Below are 25,510 nucleotides of genomic sequence, written 5' to 3' on the forward strand. Positions count from 1 at the left end.
CCTGGTCATTCTGTCAGCCACACGCGCAGCATGGCGCGCAGGCGGTCCATGTCGACTGGCTTGGCCAGGTAATCCGAGGCACCTGCTTCCAGGCAGGCTGCGCGGTCGCCGGGCATGGCCTTGGCCGTGACCGCGATGATGGGCAGCATCGCAAATTGTGGCAACTGGCGAATCCGCCGGATGGTTTCCAAGCCATCGATGGTGGGCATCATCACGTCCATCAACACGACGTGGGTGTCGGGATGCTGGTGCAGCATGTCGATGCCGGCCAGCCCGCTTTCTGCATGGATCACATGGGCGCCATAGGTTTCCAGCGCGGCCGAGATGGCGAAGATGTTGCGCACGTCATCGTCAACCACCAGGATGTTTTGCCCGGCCAGAACCGGGTCTTCACTGCGGCTTCGGTCGATCAATTGCCGCGCGCTGGGCGACAGGCGCGAGGGTTGGCGGCTCATCAGCAACGACAGCTCGTCAATCAGGCGCTCGGGCGATCCCACGCCCTTGATGATCAAGGCCTGGGCCTTTTTCATCAACCCGATTTCTTCGGTGCGCGACATGGCGCGGCCCGTGTAGACGATCACAGGGGGGCTGGCGCGGCCCAGGCGCTGGCTCAAGGCGTCGATCAGCGCGCCGCCGTCCATGTCGGGCAGGCCCAGGTCGATGACCACGCAATCGACGGGCACGGCCTCAATGGCTTCCAGGGCCTCGGCGGCCGTGGACACGCCTTTGGCGTGGATGTCGCCATTGCCGATCAAGTCCAAAACGGCCGCCAGTTGAACCGGGTCGTCCTCGACCACCAGCACATTGCGCTGCCATTGCGTCAAGCGGGCCAGGCGCGAGCGCAGGGTTGTCGTCAGGGTGTCGATGGATTCGGTGGGCAGCAGGGTGTAGGAGGTGGCGCCCAGGCGCAGCGAACGTTCGCGTTGGTCTTCGTCGCACATCACGTGGATGGAGACATGTCGGGTCTTGGGATCCTGTTTGAGGTGGCCCATCGCCATCCACATCTCACCGCGGTTGACCGTGCCATCCATCACCACGAGCAAGGGCGGGTGCGCCTCGCAGGCGGCCATGACCTGTGAAAACTCAGGGATCCGTACCAGCTCGATCGGGTAGTCCTTGAGCATGTCGCCCAAGCTTTGGACCAAGGCTTCGTTGTCGGTGACCACCATGAGCGTGCTCTGGCTTGCAGGCAATGCCGGCGCCACAGTCGGCTTGGCGGTGATCGATTCTGGTGGCGCCAAGGGCGCCATGGGCGTGCCCCCCGGCGAGGACAAGGCGGCATCCATGGGCAAGTACAGCGTGAAGGTGCTGCCTTGGCCGGCTTCACTGACCACCTCCAGCGAGCCGCCCAGCAGGTGGGCCAGCTTCTGGCTGATTGACAAGCCCAGGCCGGTGCCGCCATATTGCCGCGCGATGCCCGAGTCACCCTGCTTGAAGGCTTCGAAGATGCGGGCCTGTTTTTCAGGGGGGATGCCAATGCCCGAATCCTGCACGCTCATGCTCAGCCGGGCGGGCAGGCCGTTGGCGGCCGCCATGCCAAAACGAAGCACAACCCTGCCTTGGGCTGTGAACTTGAAAGCGTTCGACAGGAGATTCTTCAAGATCTGCCAGACCCGGCCTTGGTCGGTGTGCAGGCTTTGGTCCAGCTTCGGGTCCACTTCGATCGCGAACTCCACCTTCTTGGTCTGGGCCACGTGGGTGAAGGTGTCGCTGGCCATTTGCACCAGGTTGGCGTAGGGCACCTCGGTGATGTCGATGTGGGTGTTGCCCGATTCAATCTTCGCCAGGTCCAGGATCTCGTTGATCAGCGCCAAAAGGTCGTTGCCCGCGTCGTGGATGGTTTTGGCGTACTGCAATTGCTTGGTGGACAGCGGGTGCTCCACGTCCTCGGCCAGCAGCTTGGACAAGATGAGCAGGCTGTTCAGCGGCGTGCGCAACTCGTGCGACATGTTGGCCAGGAACTCGGACTTGAACGCCGAGGTCTCGGTCAACTGCTGTGCCTTCTGGTCCAGCGACAAAGTCAATTGGCGCAGCTCGGCGTTGGCCTGGTGCTGCTCCTCGTTGGCCATCATCAGCTCTTCCTGCTGTTCTCGCGCCAAGCGTTCGGAGGCCCGCAGTTGTTCGCTTTGCAAGGCCAGCTCTTCATTGCTCAGCTTCAACGCGTCCTGTTGTTTCTGCAGGGTCAGGCTCAGGGCGGTCTGGGTTCGCAGTGCGGCTTCGGTGTTCTGTTTGGCTTCCAAGGCGTTCAACATCAGGCCCAGGCCTTCACCCAACCGGTCAAGGAACTCGCGCTGGATGTCAGTCAGGGGCTGCATGAGGGCGATCTCGATGACCGCCTGGACCTGGGCTTCGAAGGCGATGGGCCCGACGTACACATGGCGGGGTGGCGTCGAACCCAGTGCAGATTCCACCTTGAGGTAGTGGCCGGGCAGGTCGGACAGCAACAGCGGGCGCCCTTCGAGGAGGCATTGTCCGGCCAGACCCTCGCCAGGCGCCAGGTGTTCGGGCGCGTCCTGCGCGGCAAAGTGGGCGCACCGGACCAGGCCAGGGGCGCCTTCGCCTTTCTTGCTCATGTACAGCACCATGCAGGGCACCGACAGCAGGGTGGCCAACTGAGACAAGGTGGCCTGGCAAACGCTGCCCAGGTCCTGTCCACCCTGGAAGATCGGCGTGAAGCTGGCCAGGCTGGACTTGATCCAGTTCTCATCGGTGGCGGTGCGTTCGCGGTGCTCGATGCGCTCGACCATCTGGTTGAACATGCCAGCCACCCTGCCAATTTCGTCGTGCGATTCGCTGGGGATGCGGTGGGCATAGTCGCCGTCGCCGACACGACGGGCCCCGCTTTCCAGGTTCAGCAGCGGCCGGGTGATGCTGCGCACGGTGACGATCCCGAAGCCGACCACGAGGGCTGCGGCACCCAGCGTGGCCAGCATCACGGTGCGCGCGCTGTCTTTCAGTGTTTGCGATTGCGTGGCTTGGCGCTCGGTGAGCAGAGCATGCTCCGTCTTCTCCATTGATCCGATGATGTCCCGCACGGCTTGGCTTTGCAGGCGGCCATTGGCGATCACCCCTTCGATGCGGGAAACGGGGATGTCTCCCAGGGCCTGGTGCAGGAGTGTGTCAAGGCGTTTGTCCAGCGCGACTTCCAACTGGTCGGCCAAGGCTTGCTGCGTGGGGTTGTCAATGGTCAGGCGGCGCACCGAGCTGATGGCGTTGCGGGCCTCCACGGCGGACTGCCGGGTCGACTGCTGGTACACCTCTTTGGGACTGAGCATGTAGGCCCGGGCGCTGCTTTCCGCTTCGGCCAGCCTTGCCCGCGCGTTTTCCAACTGCTGTTGCACACTCAGGGTGTGGGTCACCCAACGGGCGTTGTCGTCGATCTCGGTGATGCGTTCACGGAAAATCGACCCCACGGTAAGCAGTGCCACCAAGGCCGGCACGAAGCCAAGGCCGAGCTTGACCGCGATTGAGAGTTGCATCCCATTTCTCCTTATGGAGGGCATCCTCTCGCACGTTGAGCGCTATTTCAAGCCCAGGGGATAGCGCAGTTGTTTTTGTGTTGTCTCTTCAACGTTTGGCCAGCCACTGTGTGGCCAGGTTGACCCACAGGTTGGCACCCAGGGGGATCAGTTTGTCATTGAAGTCATAGCTTGGGTTGTGAAGCATGCACGGTCCCAGGCCATGTCCGCCTTCACGGTGCGCGCCATCGCCATTGCCAATCAAGAAATAGGCGCCGGGAATGGCTTGCAGGTAGTAGCTGAAATCCTCGGCACCCATGGTGGGCTCGAACTCCAGCACGTTGTCCGCCCCGACCAGGTCCACCATCACCTGGCGGACAAAGTCGGTTTCTGCCGGGTGGTTGATGGTGGGCGGGTAATTGCGGCTGAACTTGAAATCGCATTCGGCCCCGAAGGCCGCGCAAGTGTGTTGTGCCACGTCCTGCATGCGCGATTCGATCAGGTCCAACACCTCTGTTGTGAAGGTGCGCACCGTGCCTTGCACCGTGACAAAGTCAGGCACCACATTGGTGGCTTCGCCGGCCTGGATGATGGTCACCGAGATGACCCCCGTGTCGATGGGGCGCACGTTGCGCGTCAGGATGGTTTGGAATGCCTGGACCATCTGGCAGGCCACGGGCACCGGGTCGATGCCCAGGTGCGGCATGGCCGCGTGCGATCCCTTGCCGCGCACGGTGATGTGGAACTCGTTGCTGGACGCGAAACAAGGGCCGGGCTTGATGGCGAATTGGCCCACGCCCATGCCCGGCCAGTTGTGCACGCCAAAGATGGCTTGCATTGGAAAGCGCGTGAACAGGCCATCGCGCATCATGGCCGCGGCACCACCACCGCCTTCTTCGGCCGGTTGAAACACCAGGTATACCGTGCCTTCGAAGTCGCGGTGTTGCGCCAGGTGCTGTGCCGCCGCCAGCAACATGGCCGTGTGCCCATCGTGGCCGCAGGCATGCATGCGGCCTGCATGGCGGCTGGCGTGGGCGAACTCATTGCGCTCGGTGATGGGCAGGGCGTCGATGTCGGCGCGCAAGCCCACCGAGTTGGGCCCGGGCCGGCCCTGGATCACGCCGACCAGACCGGTCTTGCCCAGTCCGCGGTGCACTTCAATGCCCCACCCCGCCAGTGTCTTGGCGATCAGGTCCGAGGTGCGGACCTCTTCAAAGCACAACTCTGGGTGCGCGTGGATGTCGCGGCGCAGGACCTGGATCGATTCGGCCTGATCCAGCAAAGAGGGCAGCACCAATGACGACAGGTCGGAGATGTCGGCGGACATGGCGAAGTAGGCTTGATGAGAAGGAAAGCTGATCTTACCCGTGGGCCTCTGACAAGGCCAGCGTCAGCAGGGCAAACGTTAAACTGGGGGCCAAACCACCCACGGAGGGCTCTGCTCATGGCCGACATCAAGATTCAACGTTCCCATGCCTTGGGCATGGACAAGGCACGCGCCCTGGCGCAAGAGTGGATGGGCGATGCCGCCAAGCAACTGGGCCTGACCTGCCAAATGGTGCAGGGCGATGGCGAGGACATCATCAGCTTCGAGCGGATGGGCGTCACGGGGCAGATGAAAGTGCGTGCCGATGCCTTCGAGCTGGACACAAAGCTGGGCATGATGATGTCGGCGTTCAAGCCCCTGATCGAGGCCGAAATCGACCGGAATCTGGCCAACATCCTGGCCAAGGCACAAGGCGGCTCGTCCACCGCTTGATGCCACCGCACGCATCATGAACCTGGGTTTCGAAGCGCTGCCCGAGGCCTGCGATGTCCTGGTCGTGGGGGCCGGGCCTGCTGGCAGTGCCGCTGCGCTCACGCTGGCGCGCGCCGGCATGTCGGTGGTGCTGGTAGACCGCCACGCTTTTCCGCGCGACAAGGTGTGTGGCGATGGCCTCATCCCCGATGCGCACCAGGCGCTGCGCGAGTTGGGCGTGCTGGGCGATGTGATGCGGCATGCCCAGCGGGTCGCTCATGTGGCCTGCATTGCACCCCGGGGTGGGCGCGTGGATGTGGCGGGCGAGCTGGCGGTGTTGCCTCGCAAAGTGCTGGATGACATCGTGTGCGGTGCAGCCGTGGCGGCTGGCGCGCGCATGCATGCACCCGTGCAATTTGTGGCGCCGCTTGAGGCCGACGGACTGGTGATCGGTGCACGGCTGCAGCAGGGCGATCAACAACATGACATCACCGCGCGGTGGGTGATTCTGGCCACCGGTGCGGTGCCACAGGCTTTGCTGGCTGCGGGCATGGCCGTGCGCCACACACCCAGTGGCGTGGCGCTGCGTGGCTACATCAAAAATGAGGCCATGGTGGGCCGCATTGACCGCCTTGAGATCGTCTGGCACCGGGCGCTGCGTCCGGGCTATGGCTGGATCTTCCCGTGCGGCGATGGGGTGTTCAACATCGGTGTGGGCATCTCCGAGATTCGGCCAGCGCGCGGTGGCGGCCAGCCCAATCTGCGCCAGATCTACGAACGCTTCATCCGAGTGCACGCCTCGGCGCGTGAGCTGGTGCAAGGCGGCGTGCCCGTGGGCGAGATCAAGGGGGCACCCTTGCGCTTCAATCTGGAGGGCGCGCGCTTTTCAAAGCCGGGCTTGCTGGTTTGCGGCGAGGCCGCGGGCAGCACTTATGCGTTCACGGGCGAGGGCATTGGCAAAGCCTTGCACACCGGCATGCTGGCCGCGCGGGCCGTGGTCGATGGGCACAACCGAGGCTGGGCAGAGGCCCAGGTGCGCGCCAGCTATGAGGAGCAACTTGGTGCCCTCAAGCCGCGCTTCAAGATGTACCAGCGGGCCAACTGGGTCAACCGTCAGCCATGGTTGGCCGACGTGGTGGTCTGGCGTGCGCAGCGCAGCGCCAGGATCCGCCAGCGCATCAGTGGTTTGCTTGATGAAACCAGCAACCCCGGCCACCTGCTGACGGCCAAGGGTGTGTTCAAGCTCTTCACCGAATAACGCTCATCTCACTTTTTCAGTGAGGCGATCAGGTCGATGTAGGTTTGCTTGGCCTGGTCGGACGTCTTGCCCTTGAGGGAAGCCCAGGCGTCGTACTTGGCGCGGGCCACGAAGTCCATCATGCCGGGGCGGTCGCCTTGCACGTCGCCCACGGTGGCTTGCTTGAAGAGCGAGTAGATCTTCAGCAGCGTGTCATTGTCGGGCTTGGCGGGCAGCAGCTTGGAATTGGCCACGGCGGCTTCGAATTGAGCGGTCAGGTCGGTCATGGTTTGTCTCCTGTTAGGCCGCCAATCTTACTGCCGACATTTTGGGCATCAGCCCCTTGAATGCGGTGGCTGTTTGCGCGAGAGCGGCAGGCTTTTGACGCGCTCCCTACAATGCGGCACCTCATGAGTGCCGTTTCATTCCAACAAGTCACCAAATCCTATGTGTCGGCCGGGCGATCAGTCGCGGCCCTGCAGGGCGTCAGCTTCGACATCAAAGAGGGCGAGTTCTTCGGCCTGCTGGGCCCCAATGGCGCGGGCAAGACCACCCTCATCAGCATCCTGGCCGGCCTGAGCCATGCCACCACGGGGCGGGTGACGGTGCAGGGGCACGATGTGGTGAAAGACTACGCTTTTGCCCGCCGGCGTTTGGGCGTGGTGCCGCAGGAGCTGGTGTTCGACCCCTTCTTCTCGGTGCGCGAAGCCTTGATGATCCAAAGTGCTTACTTTGGCTTGAACAAGAACGGCGAGTGGGTCGACGAACTGCTGCAGCACCTGGGCCTGGCCGACAAGGCCGATGCCAACATGCGCCAGCTGTCGGGGGGCATGAAGCGGCGGGTGCTGGTGGCACAGGCCCTGGTGCACAAACCACCTGTGATCGTGCTGGACGAGCCCACGGCAGGGGTCGATGTGGAGCTGCGCCAGACCTTGTGGCAGTTCATCGCCCGCCTGAACAAGGAAGGGCACACCGTGCTGCTGACCACGCATTACCTGGAAGAGGCCGAGGCACTGTGCCACCGCATCGGCATGCTCAAGCAAGGCAAGCTGGTGGCGCTGGACCGCACTTCGGCCTTGCTGGCCGGCACGGCCCACACCATGCTGCGCTTCAAAACCGATGACCCATTGCCGGCGGGGCTGTCCGAGCAAGCCCGCATCACCGGCCGCATCGTGCAACTGCCGGCTCATGACGCGGCCGAGGTTGAACAAATTCTCGCCGCCTTGCGGCAAAGCCAGTGCCGCGTTGAGGACCTGGAAATCGGCCGGGCCGACCTGGAGGATGTCTTCCTCAGCATCATGCAAGGGGTGCACGCATGAGCGGCCTGATTGAAACGCTGGGCCTGTCGGGTGCCAGGCCGCTGTTCGTCAAGGAAGTGCTGCGCTTCTGGAAGGTCGCTTTCCAGACCGTGGCCGCACCCGTGCTCACGGCGGTGCTCTACCTGCTGATTTTTGGCCACGTGCTGCAGGGCAAGGTCGAGGTATTCAATGGCGTGGGCTACACCCGCTTCCTGATCCCCGGCTTGGTCATGATGAGTCTGCTGCAAAACGCCTTTGCCAACAGCTCCTCGTCGCTGGTGCAGAGCAAGATCACCGGTAACTTGGTGTTTTTGCTGCTGACACCGCTGTCGCACCGGGCCTGGTTCGTGGCCTATGTGGGTGCCTCGCTGGTGCGGGGGCTGGCGGTGGGGCTGGGCGTGTTCCTGGTCACGGGCTGGTTCGCGCCGCCGGGCCTGGCCGAACCTTGGTGGGCGGTGATCTTCGCGGTGCTGGGCGGCACCTTGCTGGGCGCGCTGGGCCTGATCGCCGGGCTGTGGGCCGAAAAATTCGACCACATGGCGGTGTTCCAAAATTTCATCATCATGCCCATGACATTTTTGTCGGGCGTGTTCTATTCGGTGCATTCGCTGCCGCCGTTCTGGCTGGGCCTGTCGCACCTCAACCCGTTTTTCTACCTGATCGATGGTTTTCGGCGCGGATTTTTCGGCGTCAGCGATGTCAGCCCCTGGCTGAGCCTGGGCGTGGTGGGCAGCGCCACGCTGGGAGTTTCGCTGGTCGCCCTGCACCTTCTCAAGACCGGGTACAAAATCCGGCATTGACCGACCTTTTTCGTTTGATTTTTGCCGAGAGCACCGACCATGGCCGATCCCACCGCCGCTGAAGTCCAGCACTACATTGCCGAGGGCTTGCCCTGCACCCACCTGGAAGTGGAGGGCGATGGCCAGCATTTTTTCGCCACCATCGTCTCCACCGAGTTCGAGGGCAAGAACCGCGTTGCCCGGCACCAGCGCGTTTACCAGGCCCTGGGCGATAGAATGCGGGCTCAGATCCACGCCCTGTCGATGAAGACATTGACCCCGGCGGAGTGGGCCGAAAAAGCCTGATCTGTTCGCGAATTTTCAGTTTTACCGATTTCAACCCAGGCGCGAGCCCCGGATTCCTGTCTCCGGCGGCCTCGTGCCCTTTGTGCTTTTCATGGACAAACTCCTGATCCGTGGCGGTCGCCGTCTGCAAGGCGAAGTGACCATTGCCGGCGCCAAGAATGCCGCGCTGCCCGAACTGTGTGCCGCGCTGCTCAGCGCCGAGCCCGTGACATTGGCCAACGTGCCGCAGCTGAAAGACGTGCTGACCACGTTCAAGCTGCTGAGCAACATGGGCGTGGTGTGCGAGCGCCATGTCGAGCAGGACGACCGCGTCACGCTCGACGCGGGCAAGGTGAACAACCCCGAGGCGCCCTACGAGCTGGTCAAGACCATGCGCGCCTCCATCCTGGTGCTGGGCCCGTTGCTGGCCCGCTTCGGCCGCGCGCGCGTCTCGTTGCCCGGCGGCTGCGCCATCGGTTCGCGCCCAGTCGATCAGCACATCAAGGGTTTGCAGGCCATGGGTGCTCAGATCACGGTTGAGCACGGCTACATCGAAGCGCGCACGCCCGTGGGTGCCGACGGTCAGCCCACACGGCTGAAGGGCGCGCGCATCACCACCGACATGGTCACCGTCACCGGCACCGAGAACCTGCTGATGGCCGCCAGCCTGGCCGAGGGTGAAACCATCCTTGAGAATGCGGCCCAAGAGCCCGAAATCACCGACCTGGTCGACATGTTGTTGGCCATGGGCGCCAGGATCGAAGGCCGTGGCACGCACCGTCTGCGCATCCAGGGTGTCGACAAGCTGAATGGCCTGAGCAGCGCCAAACCGCACCAGATCATTCCCGACCGGATTGAGACCGGCACCTTCCTGTGCGCTGTGGCCGCCACGGGGGGCGATGTCACCCTCCGTCGCGCCAATGCTGATCACCTCGAATCCGTGATCGAGAAGCTGCGCGAAGCCGGTGTGTCGATCGAATCGGGTGACGATTGGATCCGCGTCAAGGCCGATGCGCAGGCCAAGGCTGTGGGTTTCCGCACCCGCGAGTACCCAGCCTTCCCGACCGACATGCAGGCACAGTTCATGGCGCTCAATTGTGTGGCGCAGGGCACTGCCGTGATCAACGAAACCATCTTTGAAAACCGCTTCATGCACGTCAACGAACTGGTGCGCCTGGGCGCCCAGATCAACGTCGATGGTCACACGGCCGTGGTAACGGGTGTGCCCAAGTTGTCCGGCGCTACCGTGATGGCCACCGACCTGCGCGCGTCCGCCGGCCTGGTCATCGCCGGCCTGGTGGCCGATGGCGAAACCCTGATCGACCGCATCTACCATCTTGACCGTGGCTACGACCGCATGGAAGCCAAGCTGCGTGCCATTGGCGCCGACATCGAACGCGTCAAGGCTCCAGCATGAACACCTCCGGCATGATCACCCTGGCCCTGTCCAAAGGCCGCATCTTCGAAGAGACCTTGCCCTTGCTGGCCGCTGCCGGCATCGAGGTCACCGAAGACCCTGAAAAATCCCGCAAGCTCATCCTCACCACCAACCGTCCCGACGTGCGCGTGGTGCTGGTGCGCGCCACCGATGTGCCCACCTACGTGCAGCATGGCGGCGCCGACATCGGCGTGGCCGGCAAGGACACCCTGATCGAGCACGGCGGTGACAACCTGTACCAGCCGCTCGACCTGAACATCGCCAAGTGCCGCATGAGCGTGGCCGTGCGCGCTGACTTTGACTACGCCACGGCGGTCAAGCAAGGCTCGCGCATCCGCGTGGCCACCAAGTACACCACCATTGCCAGCGAGCACTTTGCCAACAAGGGCGTGCACGTCGACCTGATCAAGCTGTATGGCTCGATGGAACTGGCCCCGCTGATCGGCGTGGCCGATGCCATCGTGGATCTGGTCTCCACCGGCAACACGCTCAAGGCCAACCACTTGGTCGAAGTGGAAGAGATCATGCAGATTTCTTCGCGGCTGGTGGTCAACCAGGCTTCGCTCAAGCTCAAGCGCGAAGCCATTCGCCAAGTCATCCAGGCCTTTGAATCGGCCATCCCTGCCTGAGTCCTTGCACGACACCATGACCGTCAACATCCGCCACCTCGCTACCCTCCAGCCTGACTTCGATGCCGCCTTTCAAACGGTGCTGCATTGGTCGGCCGACACGGACGTGGAGATCGAGAACCGAGTTGGCGCCATCCTGGCCGATGTGCGTTTGCGGGGCGATGACGCCGTGCTGGAATACACCGAGCGTTTCGATCATCTTCAAGTCGGCAGCGTTGCTGCCCTGGAGCTCGGTGCGGCCGAGTTGAAAGCCGCGTTCGACGGCCTACCCGCGGAGCAAGCCGAGGCACTGCAAGCCGCAGCCCGCCGGGTGCGCGGCTACCACGAGCGCCAGAAGCAGGCGTGCGGCCTCAGCTGGCAATACCGCGACGAAGACGGCACCCTGCTGGGCCAGAAGGTCACGGCCATCGATCGCGTCGGCATCTACGTGCCTGGCGGCAAGGCGGCTTACCCCTCGTCGGTGCTGATGAATGCCATTCCCGCCCACGTGGCCGGTGTTGGCGAAATCATCATGGTGGTGCCCACGCCCCGTGGCGAGAAGAACCCCCTGGTGTTGGCCGCCGCTCACGTGGCTGGCGTGACCCGCGCCTTCACCATCGGTGGCGCCCAGGCCGTGGCTGCGTTGGCCTACGGCACGGCCACCATCCCCAAGGTCGACAAGATCACCGGCCCTGGCAATGCCTACGTGGCCAGCGCCAAGAAGCACGTGTTTGGCCAGGTCGGCATCGACATGATCGCGGGCCCCAGCGAGATCCTGGTGCTGGCCGATGGCTCTACGCCGCCAGAGTGGGTCGCCATGGACCTGTTCAGCCAGGCCGAGCACGACGAGTTGGCGCAAAGCATCCTGCTGTGCCCCGACGCCGACTACATCGCCCAGGTGCAGGCCGAGATCGAGCGCCTGCTGCCCACCATGCCGCGCGCCGACATCATCCGCGCTTCGCTGGAAGGGCGGGGCGCGCTGATCCTCACGCGCAGCATGGAAGAGGCCTGCGACATCAGTAACCGCATCGCGCCCGAGCACCTGGAAGTCTCAAGCAACGACCCGCACCGCTGGGAGCCGCTGCTCAAGCACGCCGGCGCCATCTTCCTGGGCGCCTACACCAGCGAATCGCTGGGTGACTACTGCGCCGGCCCCAACCACGTGCTGCCGACCTCGGGCACCGCGCGCTTCTCATCGCCCCTGGGCGTCTACGATTTCCAGAAGCGCAGCAGCCTGATCGAGGTCAGCGAAGCCGGCGCCCAAACCCTGGGCCAGATCGCCTCTGTGCTGGCCCATGGCGAAGGCCTGCAGGCCCACGCCCAGGCCGCCGAATTCCGACTCAAGTCCCACGCCAAACCATGAGCCTTTCAGACGTCATCCGCCCCGATGTGCGGGCCATGCACGCCTACCATGTGCAAGACGCCGCCGGCTTCATCAAGCTCGACGCGATGGAGAATCCCTTCACGCTGCCGTCTGAGTTGCAAGCCGAACTGGGCCAACGCCTGGGCGCCGTCGCCCTGAACCGCTACCCCGGCACGCGCATCAACGACCTGCATGCCGCGCTGCGCCGCCACGCGCAAGTGCCCGAGGGCTACGGCATCGTGCTCGGCAATGGCTCTGATGAGTTGATCTCGCTGCTGTCCATGGCCTGTGCCCAGTCCGGCGCCACCGTGCTGGCGCCGCTGCCCGGCTTCGTCATGTACGAAATGTCGGCCAAGCTGCAGGGCTTGAAGTTCGTGGGCGTGCCGCTCACCGCCGATTTCGAGCTCGACACCGCAGCCATGGTCGCCGCCATCCGCGAACACCGTCCCGCGCTGACCTACATCGCCTACCCCAACAACCCCACGGCCAACCTGTGGGACGCGGACGCCATCCAGGCCATCGTCGATGCCGTGGCGCAAGCAGGCTGCGGTTTCGTCGTCATGGACGAGGCTTACCAGCCTTTCGCCAGCGACAGCTACCTGGCCAAGCTGCCCCAGCACCCCAATGTGCTCCTGATGCGCACCCTCAGCAAATTCGGCCTGGCCGGTGTGCGTCTGGGCTACCTTATCGGCCCGGATGCGGTGGTGGCCGAAGTCGACAAGGCCCGCCCGCCCTATAACGTGAGCGTCCTGAATGCGGAAGCGGCGCTGTTCGCGCTGGAGCACGAGGCCGAATTCACCCGCCAGGCCGACGTCATCAAGTCCGAGCGTGAACGCTTGCAGGCCGCCTTGGCCAAGATGCCGGGCGTGAAGTCCTACCCAAGCCAGGCCAACATGATCCTGGTCCGCGTGCCCGACGCGGCCGCGGTCTTCACGGGGCTGAAGGAACGTGGCATCCTGATCAAGAATGTCTCGGGCATGCATGGTTTGCTGGCACACTGTGTCCGCTTAACCGTGGGCCTGCCCTCTGAAAACGACGCCATGATTGCCGCCCTGCAGTCCACCTTGACCAGGCCACTTTGAAGTCCATCCCAACATGAACGCTCCTGAGAAGACGGCGCCGCAATCCGCCGACACCTCGCTTGAGGCCCGCGTGGCCGAAGTCACCCGGCACACGGCCGAAACGCAGATCACCGCACGCATCAACCTGGATGGCACGGGGGCGGCCAAGCTGCACACCGGCATCGGCTTCTTCGACCACATGCTGGACCAGATCGCACGCCATGGCCTGATCGACCTGGACGTGCACGCCGTGGGCGACCTGCACATCGACGGCCACCACACGGTCGAAGACGTGGGCATCACCATCGGCCAGGCCTTTGCCAAGGCCGTGGGCGACAAGAAGGGCATCCGCCGCTACGGCCACGCCTACGTGCCGCTCGATGAAGCCCTGTCACGCGTCGTGATCGATTTCTCCGGTCGGCCCGGCCTGGAAATGCACATCCCCTTCACGGCCGGCAGCATCGGCGGTTTTGACACCCAGCTGACCTACGAGTTCTTCCAGGGCTTCGTCAACCACGCCGGCGTCACGCTGCACATCGACAACCTCAAAGGCGTCAACGCCCACCACCAGTGCGAAACGGTCTTCAAGGCCTTCGCGCGGGCGCTGCGCATGGCGCTGGAACGAGATCCCCGCATGGCCGGCGTCATCCCGTCTACCAAAGGTTCACTCTGACCTGACACGCCATGAGTTCAACCTCGACTGTGGCCGTCATCGATTACGGCATGGGCAATCTGCGTTCGGTGTCCCAAGCGGTGCAGCATGCCGCCCAGGGCCTGAACCTGACCGTGGTCGTCACCAACGACCCCGAAGTGGTGCACGCCGCCGAGCGTGTGGTCCTGCCAGGGCAGGGCGCCATGCGTGACTGCATGCAGGAGTTGCGCGATGCCCATGGCGGCGATCTGCTGGGCGCCGTGCGCCACGCCGCCAACAACAAGCCCTTGATGGGCGTGTGCGTGGGCATGCAGATGCTGCTGGACCACAGCGAAGAGCAAGACACCCCCGGCCTGGGTTTCATTCCCGGCCAGGTGATCCGTTTCAGGCTGGACCAGCAACGCCAACCCGACGGCAGCCGCTACAAAGTGCCCCAGATGGGCTGGAACCGTGTTTTCCAGAGCACGCACGCCGATGTCCGGGGTGGCCAGCCGCACCCGGTCTGGGAAGGCATCCCCGACGGCAGCTATTACTATTTCGTCCACAGCTACTACGCCCGAGTGGACAATCCGCAACATACTGCGGGTGAAACCGACTATGGCGCCCGCTTTACCAGCGCCGTGGCCCGGGATAACATTTTTGCGACCCAGTTCCATCCAGAAAAAAGCGCGCAGCACGGCCTGGCCCTGTACCGCAATTTTCTGCGCTGGAATCCCTGAAATCTCTTTCACCACCACCTGTCACAGCCATGTTGCTGATCCCTGCGATTGACCTGAAAGACGGCAAATGTGTGCGCCTCAAACAAGGCGACATGAACGATTCCACCACCTTTGGCGAGGACCCGGCCGCAATGGCCCGGCGCTGGCTTGAGGCCGGCGCCCGGCGCTTGCACCTGGTGGACTTGAATGGTGCCTTTGCCGGCAAGCCCGTCAATGAGGCGGCCATCAAGGCCATCATCAAGGAAGTCGGCGACGAGATCCCCGTGCAATTGGGCGGCGGCATCCGCGACCTCGACACCATCGAGCGCTACCTCGATGACGGCATCAGCTACGTCATCATCGGCACGGCCGCGGTCAAGAACCCTGGCTTCTTGCGCGATGCGTGCACGGCGTTTGGTGGTCACATCATCGTCGGTCTGGACGCCAAGGACGGCAAGGTTGCCACCGACGGCTGGAGCAAGCTCTCGGGCCACGAGGTCGTCGACCTGGCGCAGAAGTTCCAGGACTATGGCGTCGAAGGCGTCATCTACACCGACATCGGCCGCGACGGCATGCTCTCGGGTATCAACATCGACGCCACCGTCAAGCTGGCCCAGGCCTTGACCATCCCTGTGATCGCCTCGGGTGGCCTGTCCAACCTGTCCGACATCGACCGCCTGTGCGCGGTTGAAGGCGAGGGGGTGCAAGGCGTGATCTGCGGCCGGGCCATCTACAGCGGTGACCTTGACTTCGCTGCCGGCCAGACCCGTGCCGACGAGCTCAACGGCGCTCGCTGAGACAAGGCAACCAGTGCTGGCCAAACGCATCATTCCCTGCCTGGACGTCACGGGCGGCCGGGTCGTCAAGGGCGTCAACTTCGTTGAGCTGCGCGATGCCGGTGACCCGGTGGAAATCGCCGCGCGCTACAACGATCAGGGCGCCGACGAGCTCACCTTCCTGGACATCACCGCCACCAGCGACGGCCGCGACCTGATCCTGCACATCATCGAAGCCGTGGCTTCGCAAGTCTTCATTCCGCTGACGGTGGGTGGTGGCGTGCGCACGGTCGAAGACGTCCGTCGCCTGCTCAACGCCGGTGCCGACAAGGTCAGCTTCAATTCCGCGGCCCTGGCCAACCCGCCGATCATCCGTGCGGCTTCAGACCGCTATGGTTCGCAGTGCATCGTGGTGGCCATCGACGCCAAACGGCGCGCGGGCGATGACCTGACCGCACGCGGACCGGGCTGGGACGTTTACAGCCACGGTGGTCGCAAGAACTTGGGCTTGGACGCGGTGGCCTGGGCCACGCAAATGGCCGAGTTCGGCGCTGGCGAAATCCTGCTGACCAGCATGGACCGCGATGGCACCAAATCCGGCTTCGACCTGGAATTGACCCGCGCGGTGAGCGACGCAGTTGGTGTGCCGGTCATCGCCTCGGGCGGCGTGGGCAACCTGGATCACCTGGCCGATGGCGTGCAGCAAGGTGGTGCCGACGCGGTGCTGGCCGCCAGCATCTTTCACTATGGTGAATACACCGTAGGCCAGGCCAAGGCGCTCATGCACCAGCGCGGCATCCCCGTTCGCCTGTGATTCATTGACGGGGCAATGATTATGAACCTCCTGGCCTGATCCTGGCCAGAGGGAGGCAACATTCCACGAATGGCCATGAAATCAGCGCTCAGCCCCGAGGGGCAAAAGGCGTACGCTGATCCCATCGTCACTTCCAGGAACGAACATGGCTTTAGCCCCCAGATTCAAGCCCCTTGAACTGTCTTCCTTGAACACGGCGCCCGGTTTGCCGCAAACGCACCGGCAAGCGCACCCCGAAGACCCCGCGCTCGCCCTGCTCACCGACCTGACCCACAGCGCCTGTGTGGTCGCCAGCCACCGCGACAGCCTTGAAAGCACCTTGCACGTGATGATGCGCGCGGGCGTGCGCATGGTGTTCGTGTCGGGCGCCGATGGCCTCCTGGCCGGGGTGGTCACCGCCGACCTGTTGCAAGGCGAGCGTCCGGTGCTGCGCGCGTCCAACCACCATGTGGCACACAAAGAGCTGACTGTCGCCGACATGATGATCCCCATCAACCACTGGGAGGTGCTGGACCTGTCTCAGGTGCGCACGGCTCGCCTGGGCGACATCGTGGCCACCATGCACGAGCACGGCCTGCGCTACCTGCTGGTCACCCAGCTCAAGGACGGGCAGACCACCCTGCGCGGTTTGTTCTCCGCCACGCGGCTGGAGCAGGCTTTGGGCACGTCCATCGGCAGCGATCTGCATTCGCGCAGCTTTGCCGAACTGGAGGCCGCGCTGGTGCGTTGATGACGGTGCCGGCCGCTCAGGCCGGGTTGTCGATGTCGATGAACTGGTGGGTCAGGCCAAACTCTTGCGCCACGGCGGCGCCCAGGGCCTGCACCCCGTAGCGCTCACTGGCATGGTGTCCGCAGGCCAGGAAGGCCACGCCCGTTTCACGGGCGTAATGCGCTTGTGGCTCAGAGATCTCGCCTGTCAGAAAGACATCGGCCCCTGTCGCGATGGCGTCCTCGAAAAAGCTTTGCGCGCCGCCACTGCACCAGGCCACGCGCCTCAGCGGTCTGCCATCACCAGCCACCACTGTGGGTGTCTTGTCCAGCGCTGAGGTCACCTGAGCGATCAGGCTGTCCAGTGTCAAATTTTGAGGCGCCGGGCCGATGAAGCCCAGGTTCTGGTCCCCAAAACGCCCGTCGGCCACCAGGCCCAGGCGCTCACCCCATTGGGCGTTGTTGCCCAGCGTGGGGTGGGCGTCCAAAGGCAGGTGGTAGGCCAGCAAACTGATGTTGTGCTCAAGCAACAAGGCCAGTCTCTGCTTCATCCACCCGGTGACACGGCCGTCGTGGCCGCGCCAGAACAGGCCATGGTGAACCAGGATGGCATCGGCTTGGGCCTCAATGGCCGCTTCAATGAGTGCCTTGCTGGCCGTGACCCCCGTGACAACCTTGCCGACTTGGCCTCGGCCCTCAACTTGCAAACCATTCGGCCCATAATCCTTGAAGCGGGCCGCCTCCAGCACGGTGTTGAGGTGGTGGTGCAAAGTGTCTCGGTCAATCACGGCGGGCCTTTTTGGAGTCTGTGGGTTCAATGCGCAAACTTTGGATGATTTTCTCGCAAGCCGTCACGGTGCTCGTGGCGGTTTTGTTCGTCGTGACCACGCTCAAGCCGCAGTGGGTGCAGTCTATGCCTTGGCGCACCAACCAACCGGCGACGGTCATCACGGCGCCCGTGGCGGCCACCAGGCCTGCTGGGGGCTTGTCGGGGACACCCATGCTCAGCTTCAGCGACGCGGCCAAGCGGGCTGCCCCGGCCGTGGTCAGCGTGCTCACCTCCAGCAAAGCCGCTTCACGGCGGGGCTCGCGGCAGAACGACCCCTGGTTCAGGTACTTCTTTGGCGAGCAAGGCAGCCAGCCCCAATCGGGCATCGGTTCGGGCGTGATCGTCTCGTCCAACGGCTATGTGTTGACCAACAACCACGTGGTCGAGCGCATGGACGACATTGAAGTCATGCTCACTGACGGGCGCAAGGCGCGGGCCAAGGTCATCGGCAGCGATCCTGAGACCGATCTGGCCGTGCTCAAGATCGAGCTTGACCGCCTGCCCGCCATCACCTTTGGCAATTCCGACAACCTGCAGGTGGGCGATGCCGTGCTGGCCATCGGCAACCCGTTTGGGGTGGGGCAAACCGTCACGGCGGGCATTGTCAGTGCCTTGGGCCGCAACCAGTTGGGCATCAACACGTTTGAGAATTTCATCCAAACCGATGCAGCCATCAACCCGGGCAATTCGGGCGGCGCCTTGGTCGACGCCAACGGCACCCTGATGGGCATCAACAGCGCCATCTATTCGCGCTCGGGCGGCAGCCTGGGCATTGGTTTTGCTATTCCCGTGTCCACCGCCCAGCACGTCCTTGAAAGCCTGATCCGCGATGGCCAGGTCACCCGGGGCTGGATCGGCGTCGAGCCGCGTGACTTGACCGCCGAAATTGCCGAGACATTCAACCTGCCGCTCAAGGACGGCGTGCTGATCACCGGCGTGCTGCAAAACGGTCCTGCTGCGCAGGGAGGCGTGCACCCAGGTGATGTGGTCGTTCAGATCGCGCAAACCCCGGTGGCCAACACATCGCAGTTGCTCAACGCGGTCGCGAGCCTCAAGCCTGGTCAGCCTGCGAAGATCATGGTGCAGCGTGCTGGCAAGGTGCTGGCGCTGGATGTGGTCGCTGCACAGCGCCCCAAGGCGCCGCGCAACGAAATCGCCCGCCAGGAAGTCCCTCAGGAAGAGTGATCCGTGGTGGAGGCCGCGTCAGCGGCCGATGCCTCTTTGGGCTTGCCCGACATCTGCGCGGCCCAAATACCGATCTCGTACAGGATGCACATCGGGATCGCCAGGGCCAATTGGGACACCACATCCGGTGGTGTGACCACCGCCGCGATCACGAAGGCGATCACGATGAAGTAGCGGCGGAAATCCTTGAGCTTGTCGACAGACACGATGCCCATGTGCGCCAGGATGACCAGCACCACGGGCACCTCGAAGGCCGCGCCAAAGGCCAGGAACATGTTGAGCACGAAGCTCAGGTAGGCCTCGATGTCAGGCGCGGCGGTGATGCTCTTGGGCGCGAAGCTCTGGATGAAGGCAAACACCTGCCCAAAGACGAAGAAATAGCAAAACGCCACGCCCAGGAAGAACAGCAGGGTGCTGGAGACGATCAGCGGCATCACCAGCTTTTTCTCGTGGGTGTACAAGCCCGGCGCCACGAAAGACCAGATCTGGTACAGCACCACGGGCAGGGCCAGCAGGAAGGCCGCCATCATGGTGATCTTGATGGGCACCATGAACGGCGAGATCACGCTGGTGGCGATCAAGGTGGCGCCCTTGGGCAGGTGGGCCACCAGCGGGGCGGCCAACAGGTCGTACAGATTGGCCGGGCCGGGGTAGATTGCCAGGATGGCAAAAGCCAGGCCAATGGCCAACGCGGCCCGGATCAATCGGTCGCGCAGTTCAATCAGGTGGGCAACGAAGGGCTGCTCGGCGCCCTCCAGTCCGGGCTTGGGATCGTTGTCGCTCACAAAGGGGTCACATCAAGGTTGGTGGCGGGAGCTTGTTGCGGCGGCAGGTGGGCGGAACCGCGCCACCCGGGCGGCGCCCGACTGCACATGGCGGCGAACGCCATTTTGCTGCTTGTACCAAGTCGGCATGGCCGCGCGCTTGAGTCGCCAGTTCTTGCGGACTGGCTTGGGCGCGAAGCTGTTGTAGGACGTCTGGTGCAGGTCGTTGTAGAAGCTGTCCGACTGGCCGCTGCCCAGGGCTGAGTTGATCTCGCCTTCGGTGTGGCTGATGCCATCCGCGACCGACTGCTCCACATTGCGGGCCGCCTCTTCAAAACCGCTTTTCACCTTCTTGAGTTCTTCAAGTTCGATGGAGCGGTTGACCTCGGACTGCACCTGTGACACGTAACGCTGGGCCTTGCCCACGAGCAGGCCCACCGTGCGGGCCACGCGCGGCAACTTTTCGGGCCCGATCACGATCAGGGCCACGGCGCCAATCAAGGCAAGTTTGTCGATTCCAAAGTCGATCATGGCTCAACGGTCCCCAGTGGACGCGGGCATCACGACTTGGTCTTGGCTTCGACGTCGACGGTGTTCGAGTCGGTCTTGGCGTGGTTGGTCACTTGCTGCGAAGCAGGTGATCCGGGGGCGGCGGAGTCTGTCGTGCCGCCGTCCTTCATGCCGTCCTTGAAGCCTTTCACGGCGGAACCCAGGTCACCGCCAATGTTCTTGAGCTTCTTGGTGCCAAAAACCATCATCACGATCACCAGCACGATCAACCAGTGCCAAATGCTGAATGAACCCATGTCGCTCTCCTAAACCGGTCTTTCGACCAAAAACAAAAAACAATCCAGGCGATCTTGCCCGTGATTGATGACTACATGTTGCCGCTTTCGCCGGATGGCTGCATCGGTGCCCTGCGCGAAGCAAATTCTTCCAGACCGGACAAGCCCTCGCGGCGGGCGAGTTCGGCCACGACGTCGGCTGGGCTGAGCCCGAAATGCGCCATGGCCACCATGGCATGAAACCACAAATCGGCGAATTCGCCCACCAAGGCCTTGCTGTGTTCGGGGCTGGGCTGAGAGGCCGCGTCCTTGGCCGCCATCACGGTTTCAGTGGCCTCTTCGCCCACTTTTTTCAGGATGGCGTCGGTGCCTTTGTGGAACAGGCGAGCCACATAGCTCTTGTCCGGATCGCCGCCTTTGCGGGATTCGATGACGGCGGCCAGGCGCAGCAGGACGTCGGTGGTGGTGGCCAAAGATTCACTCATGGGGCATCAGGGAAGAGGGCGGTCACTTGTAGATGTGCTCGGGGTCTTTGAGGACGGGCTCCACGCTCACCCATTGGCCTTGTTCGTATTTCTGGAAAAAGCAACTGTGGCGGCCGGTGTGGCAGGCAATGCCGGGCGTGTGCCCCAATTGCTCAACGCTCAACAGCACCACGTCGTTGTCACAGTCCAGGCGAATGGACTGCACTTTTTGTGTGTGCCCGGATTCCTCGCCCTTGTGCCACAAACGGCTGCGCGAGCGGCTCCAGTACACCGCTTCGCCGATTTCAGCGGTGCGTGCCAAAGCCTCACGGTTCATCCATGCAAACATCAGCACGTCACCGGTGCTGGCCTCTTGCGCGATCACGGGCACCAGGCCCTGGTCATCCCAGCGAATGTCATCCAACCAATTCATGGCTGCTAGTGTAGCAATCGCAATGCCAGGGCGATGCTGGGACAATGGCGTCATGTCTGCTCGCCCCACCCAATCCACCCCCGTTCTCGCCCTGACCATGGGCGACGCCTGCGGCATCGGCCCCGAAATCATCGCGCGCCTGTGGTTGGATGCGGCCATGCCGCAGGCGCTGGTGTTGGGTTCTCCACAGGTGATGCGCCGGGCGGCCGAATGGGTGGCCTGCGCGCAAAGCCGAACCGCGCCGTTGGTGGCGGAAATTCATGATCCAAAAAACTGGGCCAATGTACCGCCCGGTGCGGTGCCTGTCTGGGCCCCCCCCGGTTTGCCTGCAGACCTGATGGAGGCGCCCGTGGGTCAGGTGGATGTGCGCGCCGGCCAGGCCGCCGCCGCTTGCATCCGCGCCGCCGTGCGTTTGGCGCAAACGGGGTTGATCGCAGGCATCGTCACGGCGCCACTGCACAAGGAAGCCTTGGCGCTGGCGGGCGAGCCCTATCCCGGCCACACCGAACTCTTGCAAGCAGAAGGCGCCCCCCAAGGACAGCCACCCGCGCCGGTGCGCATGATGTTGGCCAATGAGCAGCTCAAGACGGTGCTGGTCACCATCCACATGGCCTTGCGCCAAGCCATCGAGGCAGTCACCTTCGAGTCAGTGCTGGAGACCATCCGAATCACCCACGATAGCGCCAAATTGTGGGGCGTCGATCAACCCCGCATCGCCGTGGCCGGTCTGAACCCGCACGCAGGCGAAGGCGGCTTGTTTGGTGACGAGGAAATCCGCATCATCGGCCCGGCCATCGCGGCGGCCAGGGCCTTGGACATCGATGTGAGCGGCCCGCTGGCGCCTGACACGGTATTCATGCGCGCCAGGCACGCGGCGGATCACCCAGGCGAGTTCGATGTGGTGATCGCGATGTACCACGATCAGGGCCTGATCCCGGTGAAGTACATGGGTTTGGACCATGGCGTGAACGTCACCTTGGGCTTGCCCTTCGTGAGAACCAGCCCCGACCATGGCACGGCGTTTGATTTGGCGGGCACAGGGCGTGCCGATCCTTCCAGCTTGCTGCAGGCTTGGCGCATGGCGCGCCAACTGGTGAGTGGCCGGGGTGGCGCTTAAGCGGCCGATTTGTTACTGGCCAGGGCGGCCAGCTGGCGGCGCGCACGCATCGTGGCGCGCTCGATCAATTCGGACTGCTCGAACGCCTTGAACCGACCCGAATCGCACATCTTGGCCAGGGTTCGCGAGGTCAGCGAAATGGTCTGTTTGTGCTGGTGGCCTTGGGTGAAGATGAAAAAGCTGCGGCCTTCGCTGATCCAGGTCAGGCGCACGCGCTTCCATTCGCCCTGCATCAGCATCTGGTAGGCCGTGCCCTTGTTGATGTGGTGCACCAACTGCGCGCCGGCCGAAGGCACGGGCGGGGCGTCCAGGTTGATGTCGATGTCCAGCAGGCTGGGATCGCTGGGGCCGGCGCTGTCCAGGTCGATGTCCAGCGGCTCGTTGGCCAGCGCCGCCTCGGGCATGAAGCCGGCCTGCTTGATCTCATCGGCGCTCAGCGCCGTGACCACGGTCAGGGTGGGAGGCTCTGCTATGTTGTCCAGCGAGGCGGGCAGCGGGTCGTTGGCGGCCTCTTCCCGGCTGGGGATGTTGATTTTTTCGACCTTCGTCAGTTGCGCTTCAAGCATGCGCACCGTGAGGTCGTGCTGGGGTTGCGCCTTGAGAGATTCGGCGTGCGAGGGCAGCAATTTGGAGAAAAAATCCTGCTTGGCCTCTTCAGACCACTGGATCATCGCCAGGCCTTCATTCAGGTCTTTCATCAGTTGCGGCAGCTTCATCAGAAACTCTTTGCGCAACTGCGGACTGCCCTTGGGCTGCACGCTCAGGGCCAGGTCGTGCCCCGCCTTCTTGACCCGCTGTGCCATGGCCGATTGGGCGCCATCCCGGGCGCTGGCCATGACCTGCACCTGGCTCCAGATCTGGGTCAGGAAGTCGCGGACAAACTCCGGCATCTCCACCGAGGCCAGTTCTTTCTTGAGCACCTGCATGTAGCGTTGCTGCACGCGCAGGTCGGCTTCCTTGCCACTGAGCAGCGCTGCCACGGCGGCATTCTCCGCACCTTCCTGGCGGTTCTGCTCGTCGATGAAGGCTTCCAGCTCCGTCAGCTTGGCCTCGTACAACTCCATGCGGTCGAAGTCGCCCTCGACCACATCGTCCACCAGGGCCGTGATGCGGGCCAGGTAGGCCTGCCCCACGCCTTGCTCGTGATCGTCAAAGGTGGCGGACAGGCTGGCGATGCGGTTCACGAAACGCCGAACCGGGTGCTTTCGGGAGCTGAAAAAACCCATGTCCTGCAATGCCACGCGCAGCACGGGCAATTGCAGGCGGGCAATCTGGCGGGCCATCTGTGGAGAGACCTTGGGGTCTGACAGCACTTGGTCGAACAAGGCGGCCACGATGTCGATGACCATCTGGTCCAGCGCCGCGCCGCCGCTGGCGCGAACCAGTTCCTCGCGGTGGGCGCGGATCATGTTCACGGCCATCATCGGGCCGGCAAAGCCGCCTTGAACCGCCCCATCGATTGGTACGCCAGGGAAGGTGCCCGCGAAGTCGGCCGCCGAGGCCACAGCACCGCTGTCCACGCCGCCCCAGCCTTGCAGGTAGGGCACGCTGTTGAGTCGGCGGATCAGGGAGTTGAACTCGCCCGCGGCGTTTTGCGCTCCGGGCTGGACGTTGCCGCCCATGCCACCCATTCCCGGCTGGGTACCTGAGAAGGCCGCGCTGAATGCCGAGGCGGGCATCGACACGCCAAACATCTCGCTCAGGGCCTTGGCGGCGCGCTGGTGCGCCTGCAGGGGAGTGTTGCCGCTGTGGCCAGCCGCCGTGTCGTTGAACGGGCCTGGTTGGGTGGGCAGGGGGCTGGGCAGGCTGCCAGGGCTGGTCGTTCGGCCGCCTTGGCTTGATGCTCGGAATTTGCTGGCGCTGACGGCGTCCACCGGACGCACGCCCTGCGAGCGCAGCTCCGTCACGGTCATCTCGTAACTGTTCTTCAGCCCGGTGGCCAAGTGCCGGCCAATTTGTTGGGCGAGCAAGGTGCTCACTTCCGGGTCCGTGCTGACCTCGGTCAGGGCTTCCAGCAAGGCTCCGCTCACGGTTTGCGGGCGAAGCGGATTGTGTTCGGCCAGGGCATCGTCCAGCAGAGGGCTCAGGTGATCGTGGACCGCCTTGAACTCGCTTTCGCACTCTTGGCTCAGGCTCTGGGCGAGTCGCTCGGCCACGACATTGCGTTCCACTTCCGCGTTGTCAACCAGGCTGAGGGCATCCCAGTCGGTTTCTGAGTACACCGTGCCGGCCGGGGTTTTGCGCCGGGAATCCTTGTTCACGCGCTTGCGCAACTCCACCATGAAAGCCTGGTTGAGCGCCGACGTCTTGCGCTGGAGGTCGAACTCGGCAGTCATCATCAACTGCCGGTGTGCATTGCTGGTGGAAGTGCTCGCCAGCAGCCCTATCTGACTGCCGGCTTTGTCCACGGCCTCCGCCATCGCCACCTGGATGCGGCTGAGCGATGCCTGCAAAACGGGTTCAAGACGGGGGTCGGTCACGGGGCGATTCCAGTCGGTTCAATCAAGGTCATGCATTGCTGCGCCACCACTGTCCCAGATAGGGACTTCTTTTGATCTCTGGATATCGACCGCTCCGGCCCCTTCTTTCGTCATTGTTTCAAACTGTCACGAATCTCTCGAAGCAGCACGATGTCTTCAGGTGTGGGGGCAGGCGCCGCGGGCACAGGGGCGGATTCTTTCTTGAGGCGGTTGATCTGCTTGATCATCAAGAAAATGATGAAAGCCAGGATCATGAAGTTCAGCGCCACCGTCAGGAAATTGCCGTAGGCGAACACGGCGCCGGCTTTTTTGGCCTCGGCCAAGGGCAATCCGGGCGCCTGACCGGCCAGAGCGATGTAGTAATTGGAGAAATCCAGGCCGCCCACCACCTTGCCGATCAGGGGCATGATCAAGTCATTGACGACCGAATCAACAATCTTGCCAAAGGCGCCACCGATGATCACGCCCACGGCCAGATCTACCACATTGCCCTTGACGGCGAACTCCTTGAATTCACTGACGAAACCCATTGACTTGCTC

General features: G+C 63.5%; 27 protein-coding genes. 16 read left to right on the forward strand and 11 right to left on the reverse strand.

Going from position 1 to position 25,510, the window contains the following annotated elements:
- Positions 1-5: 5 nt before the first annotated feature.
- Together LQ232_RS04325 and LQ232_RS04330 are read right to left on the reverse strand one after the other, a co-directional pair.
- Positions 6-3,479, reverse strand: coding sequence for a response regulator (locus LQ232_RS04325; protein WP_230179137.1), 3,474 nt, complete (start codon positions 3,477-3,479; stop codon positions 6-8).
- 88 nt (positions 3,480-3,567) lie between these two features.
- On the reverse strand, positions 3,568-4,785 hold the full coding sequence (locus tag LQ232_RS04330; RefSeq protein ID WP_230179138.1) for a M20 aminoacylase family protein: 1,218 nt from the start codon (positions 4,783-4,785) through the stop codon (positions 3,568-3,570).
- A 117-nt stretch (positions 4,786-4,902) separates the two neighbouring features.
- On the opposite strand from LQ232_RS04330, the gene LQ232_RS04335 reads away from it, so the two are divergent.
- Together LQ232_RS04335 and LQ232_RS04340 are read left to right on the forward strand one after the other, a co-directional pair.
- Positions 4,903-5,217 (forward strand): polyhydroxyalkanoic acid system family protein, encoded by a 315-nt coding sequence (locus LQ232_RS04335; protein ID WP_230179139.1) that lies wholly within the window; start codon positions 4,903-4,905, stop codon positions 5,215-5,217.
- A 16-nt stretch (positions 5,218-5,233) separates the two neighbouring features.
- Positions 5,234-6,454 (forward strand): NAD(P)/FAD-dependent oxidoreductase, encoded by a 1,221-nt coding sequence (locus tag LQ232_RS04340; RefSeq protein ID WP_230179140.1) that lies wholly within the window; start codon positions 5,234-5,236, stop codon positions 6,452-6,454.
- A gap of 8 nt (positions 6,455-6,462) precedes the next feature.
- Here LQ232_RS04340 and LQ232_RS04345 read toward each other — a convergent pair whose 3' ends face one another.
- A complete protein-coding gene (locus LQ232_RS04345; protein ID WP_230179141.1) occupies positions 6,463-6,720 on the reverse strand; it encodes an acyl-CoA-binding protein in 258 nt (85 codons plus the stop codon).
- Between the two features lie 123 nt (positions 6,721-6,843).
- Here LQ232_RS04345 and LQ232_RS04350 point away from each other — a divergent pair, with 123 nt between their 5' ends.
- The 12 genes from LQ232_RS04350 to LQ232_RS04405 all read left to right on the forward strand — a co-directional run bounded on the left by LQ232_RS04350 (position 6,844) and on the right by LQ232_RS04405 (position 16,935).
- Positions 6,844-7,752 carry an ABC transporter ATP-binding protein gene (locus tag LQ232_RS04350; RefSeq protein WP_230179142.1) on the forward strand — a complete coding sequence of 303 codons (909 nt, stop codon included), beginning with the start codon at positions 6,844-6,846 and terminating at the stop codon, positions 7,750-7,752.
- Positions 7,749-8,531: an ABC transporter permease gene (locus LQ232_RS04355; RefSeq protein ID WP_230179143.1), complete on the forward strand. Its 783-nt coding sequence runs from the start codon at positions 7,749-7,751 to the stop codon at positions 8,529-8,531. The genes LQ232_RS04350 and LQ232_RS04355 overlap by 4 nt, the downstream gene beginning before the upstream one ends.
- Positions 8,532-8,570: 39 nt before the next feature.
- Complete coding sequence (locus tag LQ232_RS04360) at positions 8,571-8,816, forward strand: BolA family protein (protein WP_230179144.1); 246 nt, start codon at positions 8,571-8,573, stop codon at positions 8,814-8,816.
- Between the two features lie 91 nt (positions 8,817-8,907).
- Positions 8,908-10,212, forward strand: a complete 1,305-nt coding sequence (murA, locus tag LQ232_RS04365; protein ID WP_230179145.1) for a UDP-N-acetylglucosamine 1-carboxyvinyltransferase — start codon at positions 8,908-8,910, stop codon at positions 10,210-10,212.
- A gap of 11 nt (positions 10,213-10,223) precedes the next feature.
- Positions 10,224-10,862 carry an ATP phosphoribosyltransferase gene (hisG, locus tag LQ232_RS04370; RefSeq protein WP_230179730.1) on the forward strand — a complete coding sequence of 213 codons (639 nt, stop codon included), beginning with the start codon at positions 10,224-10,226 and terminating at the stop codon, positions 10,860-10,862.
- Between the two features lie 16 nt (positions 10,863-10,878).
- The gene (gene hisD / locus LQ232_RS04375; RefSeq protein ID WP_230179146.1) at positions 10,879-12,204 is read left to right on the forward strand and encodes a histidinol dehydrogenase; all 1,326 of its coding nucleotides are present in this window, start codon (positions 10,879-10,881) and stop codon (positions 12,202-12,204) included.
- The gene (hisC, locus tag LQ232_RS04380) at positions 12,201-13,286 is read left to right on the forward strand and encodes a histidinol-phosphate transaminase (protein ID WP_230179147.1); all 1,086 of its coding nucleotides are present in this window, start codon (positions 12,201-12,203) and stop codon (positions 13,284-13,286) included. The genes hisD and hisC overlap by 4 nt, the downstream gene beginning before the upstream one ends.
- A gap of 13 nt (positions 13,287-13,299) precedes the next feature.
- Positions 13,300-13,938 (forward strand): imidazoleglycerol-phosphate dehydratase HisB, encoded by a 639-nt coding sequence (gene hisB / locus LQ232_RS04385; protein WP_230179148.1) that lies wholly within the window; start codon positions 13,300-13,302, stop codon positions 13,936-13,938.
- Between the two features lie 11 nt (positions 13,939-13,949).
- Positions 13,950-14,636: an imidazole glycerol phosphate synthase subunit HisH gene (gene hisH, locus LQ232_RS04390; RefSeq protein ID WP_230179149.1), complete on the forward strand. Its 687-nt coding sequence runs from the start codon at positions 13,950-13,952 to the stop codon at positions 14,634-14,636.
- A gap of 29 nt (positions 14,637-14,665) precedes the next feature.
- Positions 14,666-15,412, forward strand: a complete 747-nt coding sequence (gene hisA / locus LQ232_RS04395) for a 1-(5-phosphoribosyl)-5-[(5-phosphoribosylamino)methylideneamino]imidazole-4-carboxamide isomerase (protein WP_230179150.1) — start codon at positions 14,666-14,668, stop codon at positions 15,410-15,412.
- 13 nt (positions 15,413-15,425) lie between these two features.
- Complete coding sequence (hisF, locus tag LQ232_RS04400) at positions 15,426-16,205, forward strand: imidazole glycerol phosphate synthase subunit HisF (protein ID WP_230179151.1); 780 nt, start codon at positions 15,426-15,428, stop codon at positions 16,203-16,205.
- Between the two features lie 145 nt (positions 16,206-16,350).
- Entirely contained in the window at positions 16,351-16,935 is a 585-nt protein-coding gene (locus tag LQ232_RS04405) for a hypothetical protein (RefSeq protein ID WP_230179152.1), read from the forward strand.
- Positions 16,936-16,951: 16 nt separating this feature from the next.
- On the opposite strand, the gene LQ232_RS04410 is transcribed toward LQ232_RS04405, so the two are convergent.
- On the reverse strand, positions 16,952-17,701 hold the full coding sequence (locus LQ232_RS04410; RefSeq protein WP_230179153.1) for a Nif3-like dinuclear metal center hexameric protein: 750 nt from the start codon (positions 17,699-17,701) through the stop codon (positions 16,952-16,954).
- 29 nt (positions 17,702-17,730) lie between these two features.
- Here LQ232_RS04410 and LQ232_RS04415 point away from each other — a divergent pair, with 29 nt between their 5' ends.
- Positions 17,731-18,927 carry a S1C family serine protease gene (locus tag LQ232_RS04415; protein WP_230179154.1) on the forward strand — a complete coding sequence of 399 codons (1,197 nt, stop codon included), beginning with the start codon at positions 17,731-17,733 and terminating at the stop codon, positions 18,925-18,927.
- On the opposite strand, the gene tatC is transcribed toward LQ232_RS04415, so the two are convergent.
- The 5 genes from tatC to hisI all read right to left on the reverse strand — a co-directional run bounded on the left by tatC (position 18,915) and on the right by hisI (position 21,373).
- Positions 18,915-19,712, reverse strand: coding sequence for a twin-arginine translocase subunit TatC (gene tatC, locus LQ232_RS04420; protein ID WP_230179155.1), 798 nt, complete (start codon positions 19,710-19,712; stop codon positions 18,915-18,917). The two genes, LQ232_RS04415 and tatC, sit on opposite strands and share 13 nt — an antisense overlap.
- A 12-nt stretch (positions 19,713-19,724) precedes the next feature.
- A complete protein-coding gene (locus tag LQ232_RS04425; protein WP_230179156.1) occupies positions 19,725-20,222 on the reverse strand; it encodes a twin-arginine translocase TatA/TatE family subunit in 498 nt (165 codons plus the stop codon).
- Between the two features lie 29 nt (positions 20,223-20,251).
- Positions 20,252-20,497, reverse strand: a complete 246-nt coding sequence (tatA, locus tag LQ232_RS04430) for a Sec-independent protein translocase subunit TatA (RefSeq protein ID WP_230179157.1) — start codon at positions 20,495-20,497, stop codon at positions 20,252-20,254.
- Positions 20,498-20,568: 71 nt separating this feature from the next.
- Positions 20,569-20,961 carry a phosphoribosyl-ATP diphosphatase gene (locus LQ232_RS04435; protein ID WP_230179158.1) on the reverse strand — a complete coding sequence of 131 codons (393 nt, stop codon included), beginning with the start codon at positions 20,959-20,961 and terminating at the stop codon, positions 20,569-20,571.
- 22 nt (positions 20,962-20,983) lie between these two features.
- The gene (gene hisI / locus LQ232_RS04440; RefSeq protein ID WP_230179159.1) at positions 20,984-21,373 is read right to left on the reverse strand and encodes a phosphoribosyl-AMP cyclohydrolase; all 390 of its coding nucleotides are present in this window, start codon (positions 21,371-21,373) and stop codon (positions 20,984-20,986) included.
- 52 nt (positions 21,374-21,425) lie between these two features.
- On the opposite strand from hisI, the gene pdxA reads away from it, so the two are divergent.
- Positions 21,426-22,490, forward strand: a complete 1,065-nt coding sequence (pdxA, locus tag LQ232_RS04445) for a 4-hydroxythreonine-4-phosphate dehydrogenase PdxA (protein ID WP_230179160.1) — start codon at positions 21,426-21,428, stop codon at positions 22,488-22,490.
- On the opposite strand, the gene LQ232_RS04450 is transcribed toward pdxA, so the two are convergent.
- Both LQ232_RS04450 and mscL read right to left on the reverse strand, forming a co-directional pair.
- Positions 22,487-24,970 (reverse strand): DUF1631 family protein, encoded by a 2,484-nt coding sequence (locus LQ232_RS04450; protein WP_230179161.1) that lies wholly within the window; start codon positions 24,968-24,970, stop codon positions 22,487-22,489. The genes pdxA and LQ232_RS04450 overlap by 4 nt on opposite strands.
- Positions 24,971-25,080: 110 nt before the next feature.
- Positions 25,081-25,500: a large conductance mechanosensitive channel protein MscL gene (gene mscL / locus LQ232_RS04455; RefSeq protein ID WP_230179162.1), complete on the reverse strand. Its 420-nt coding sequence runs from the start codon at positions 25,498-25,500 to the stop codon at positions 25,081-25,083.
- Positions 25,501-25,510 lie beyond the last annotated feature (10 nt).

The sequence above is a fragment of the Aquabacterium sp. CECT 9606 genome (assembly GCF_918741295.1).
GTDB lineage: Bacteria > Pseudomonadota > Gammaproteobacteria > Burkholderiales > Burkholderiaceae_C > Aquabacterium.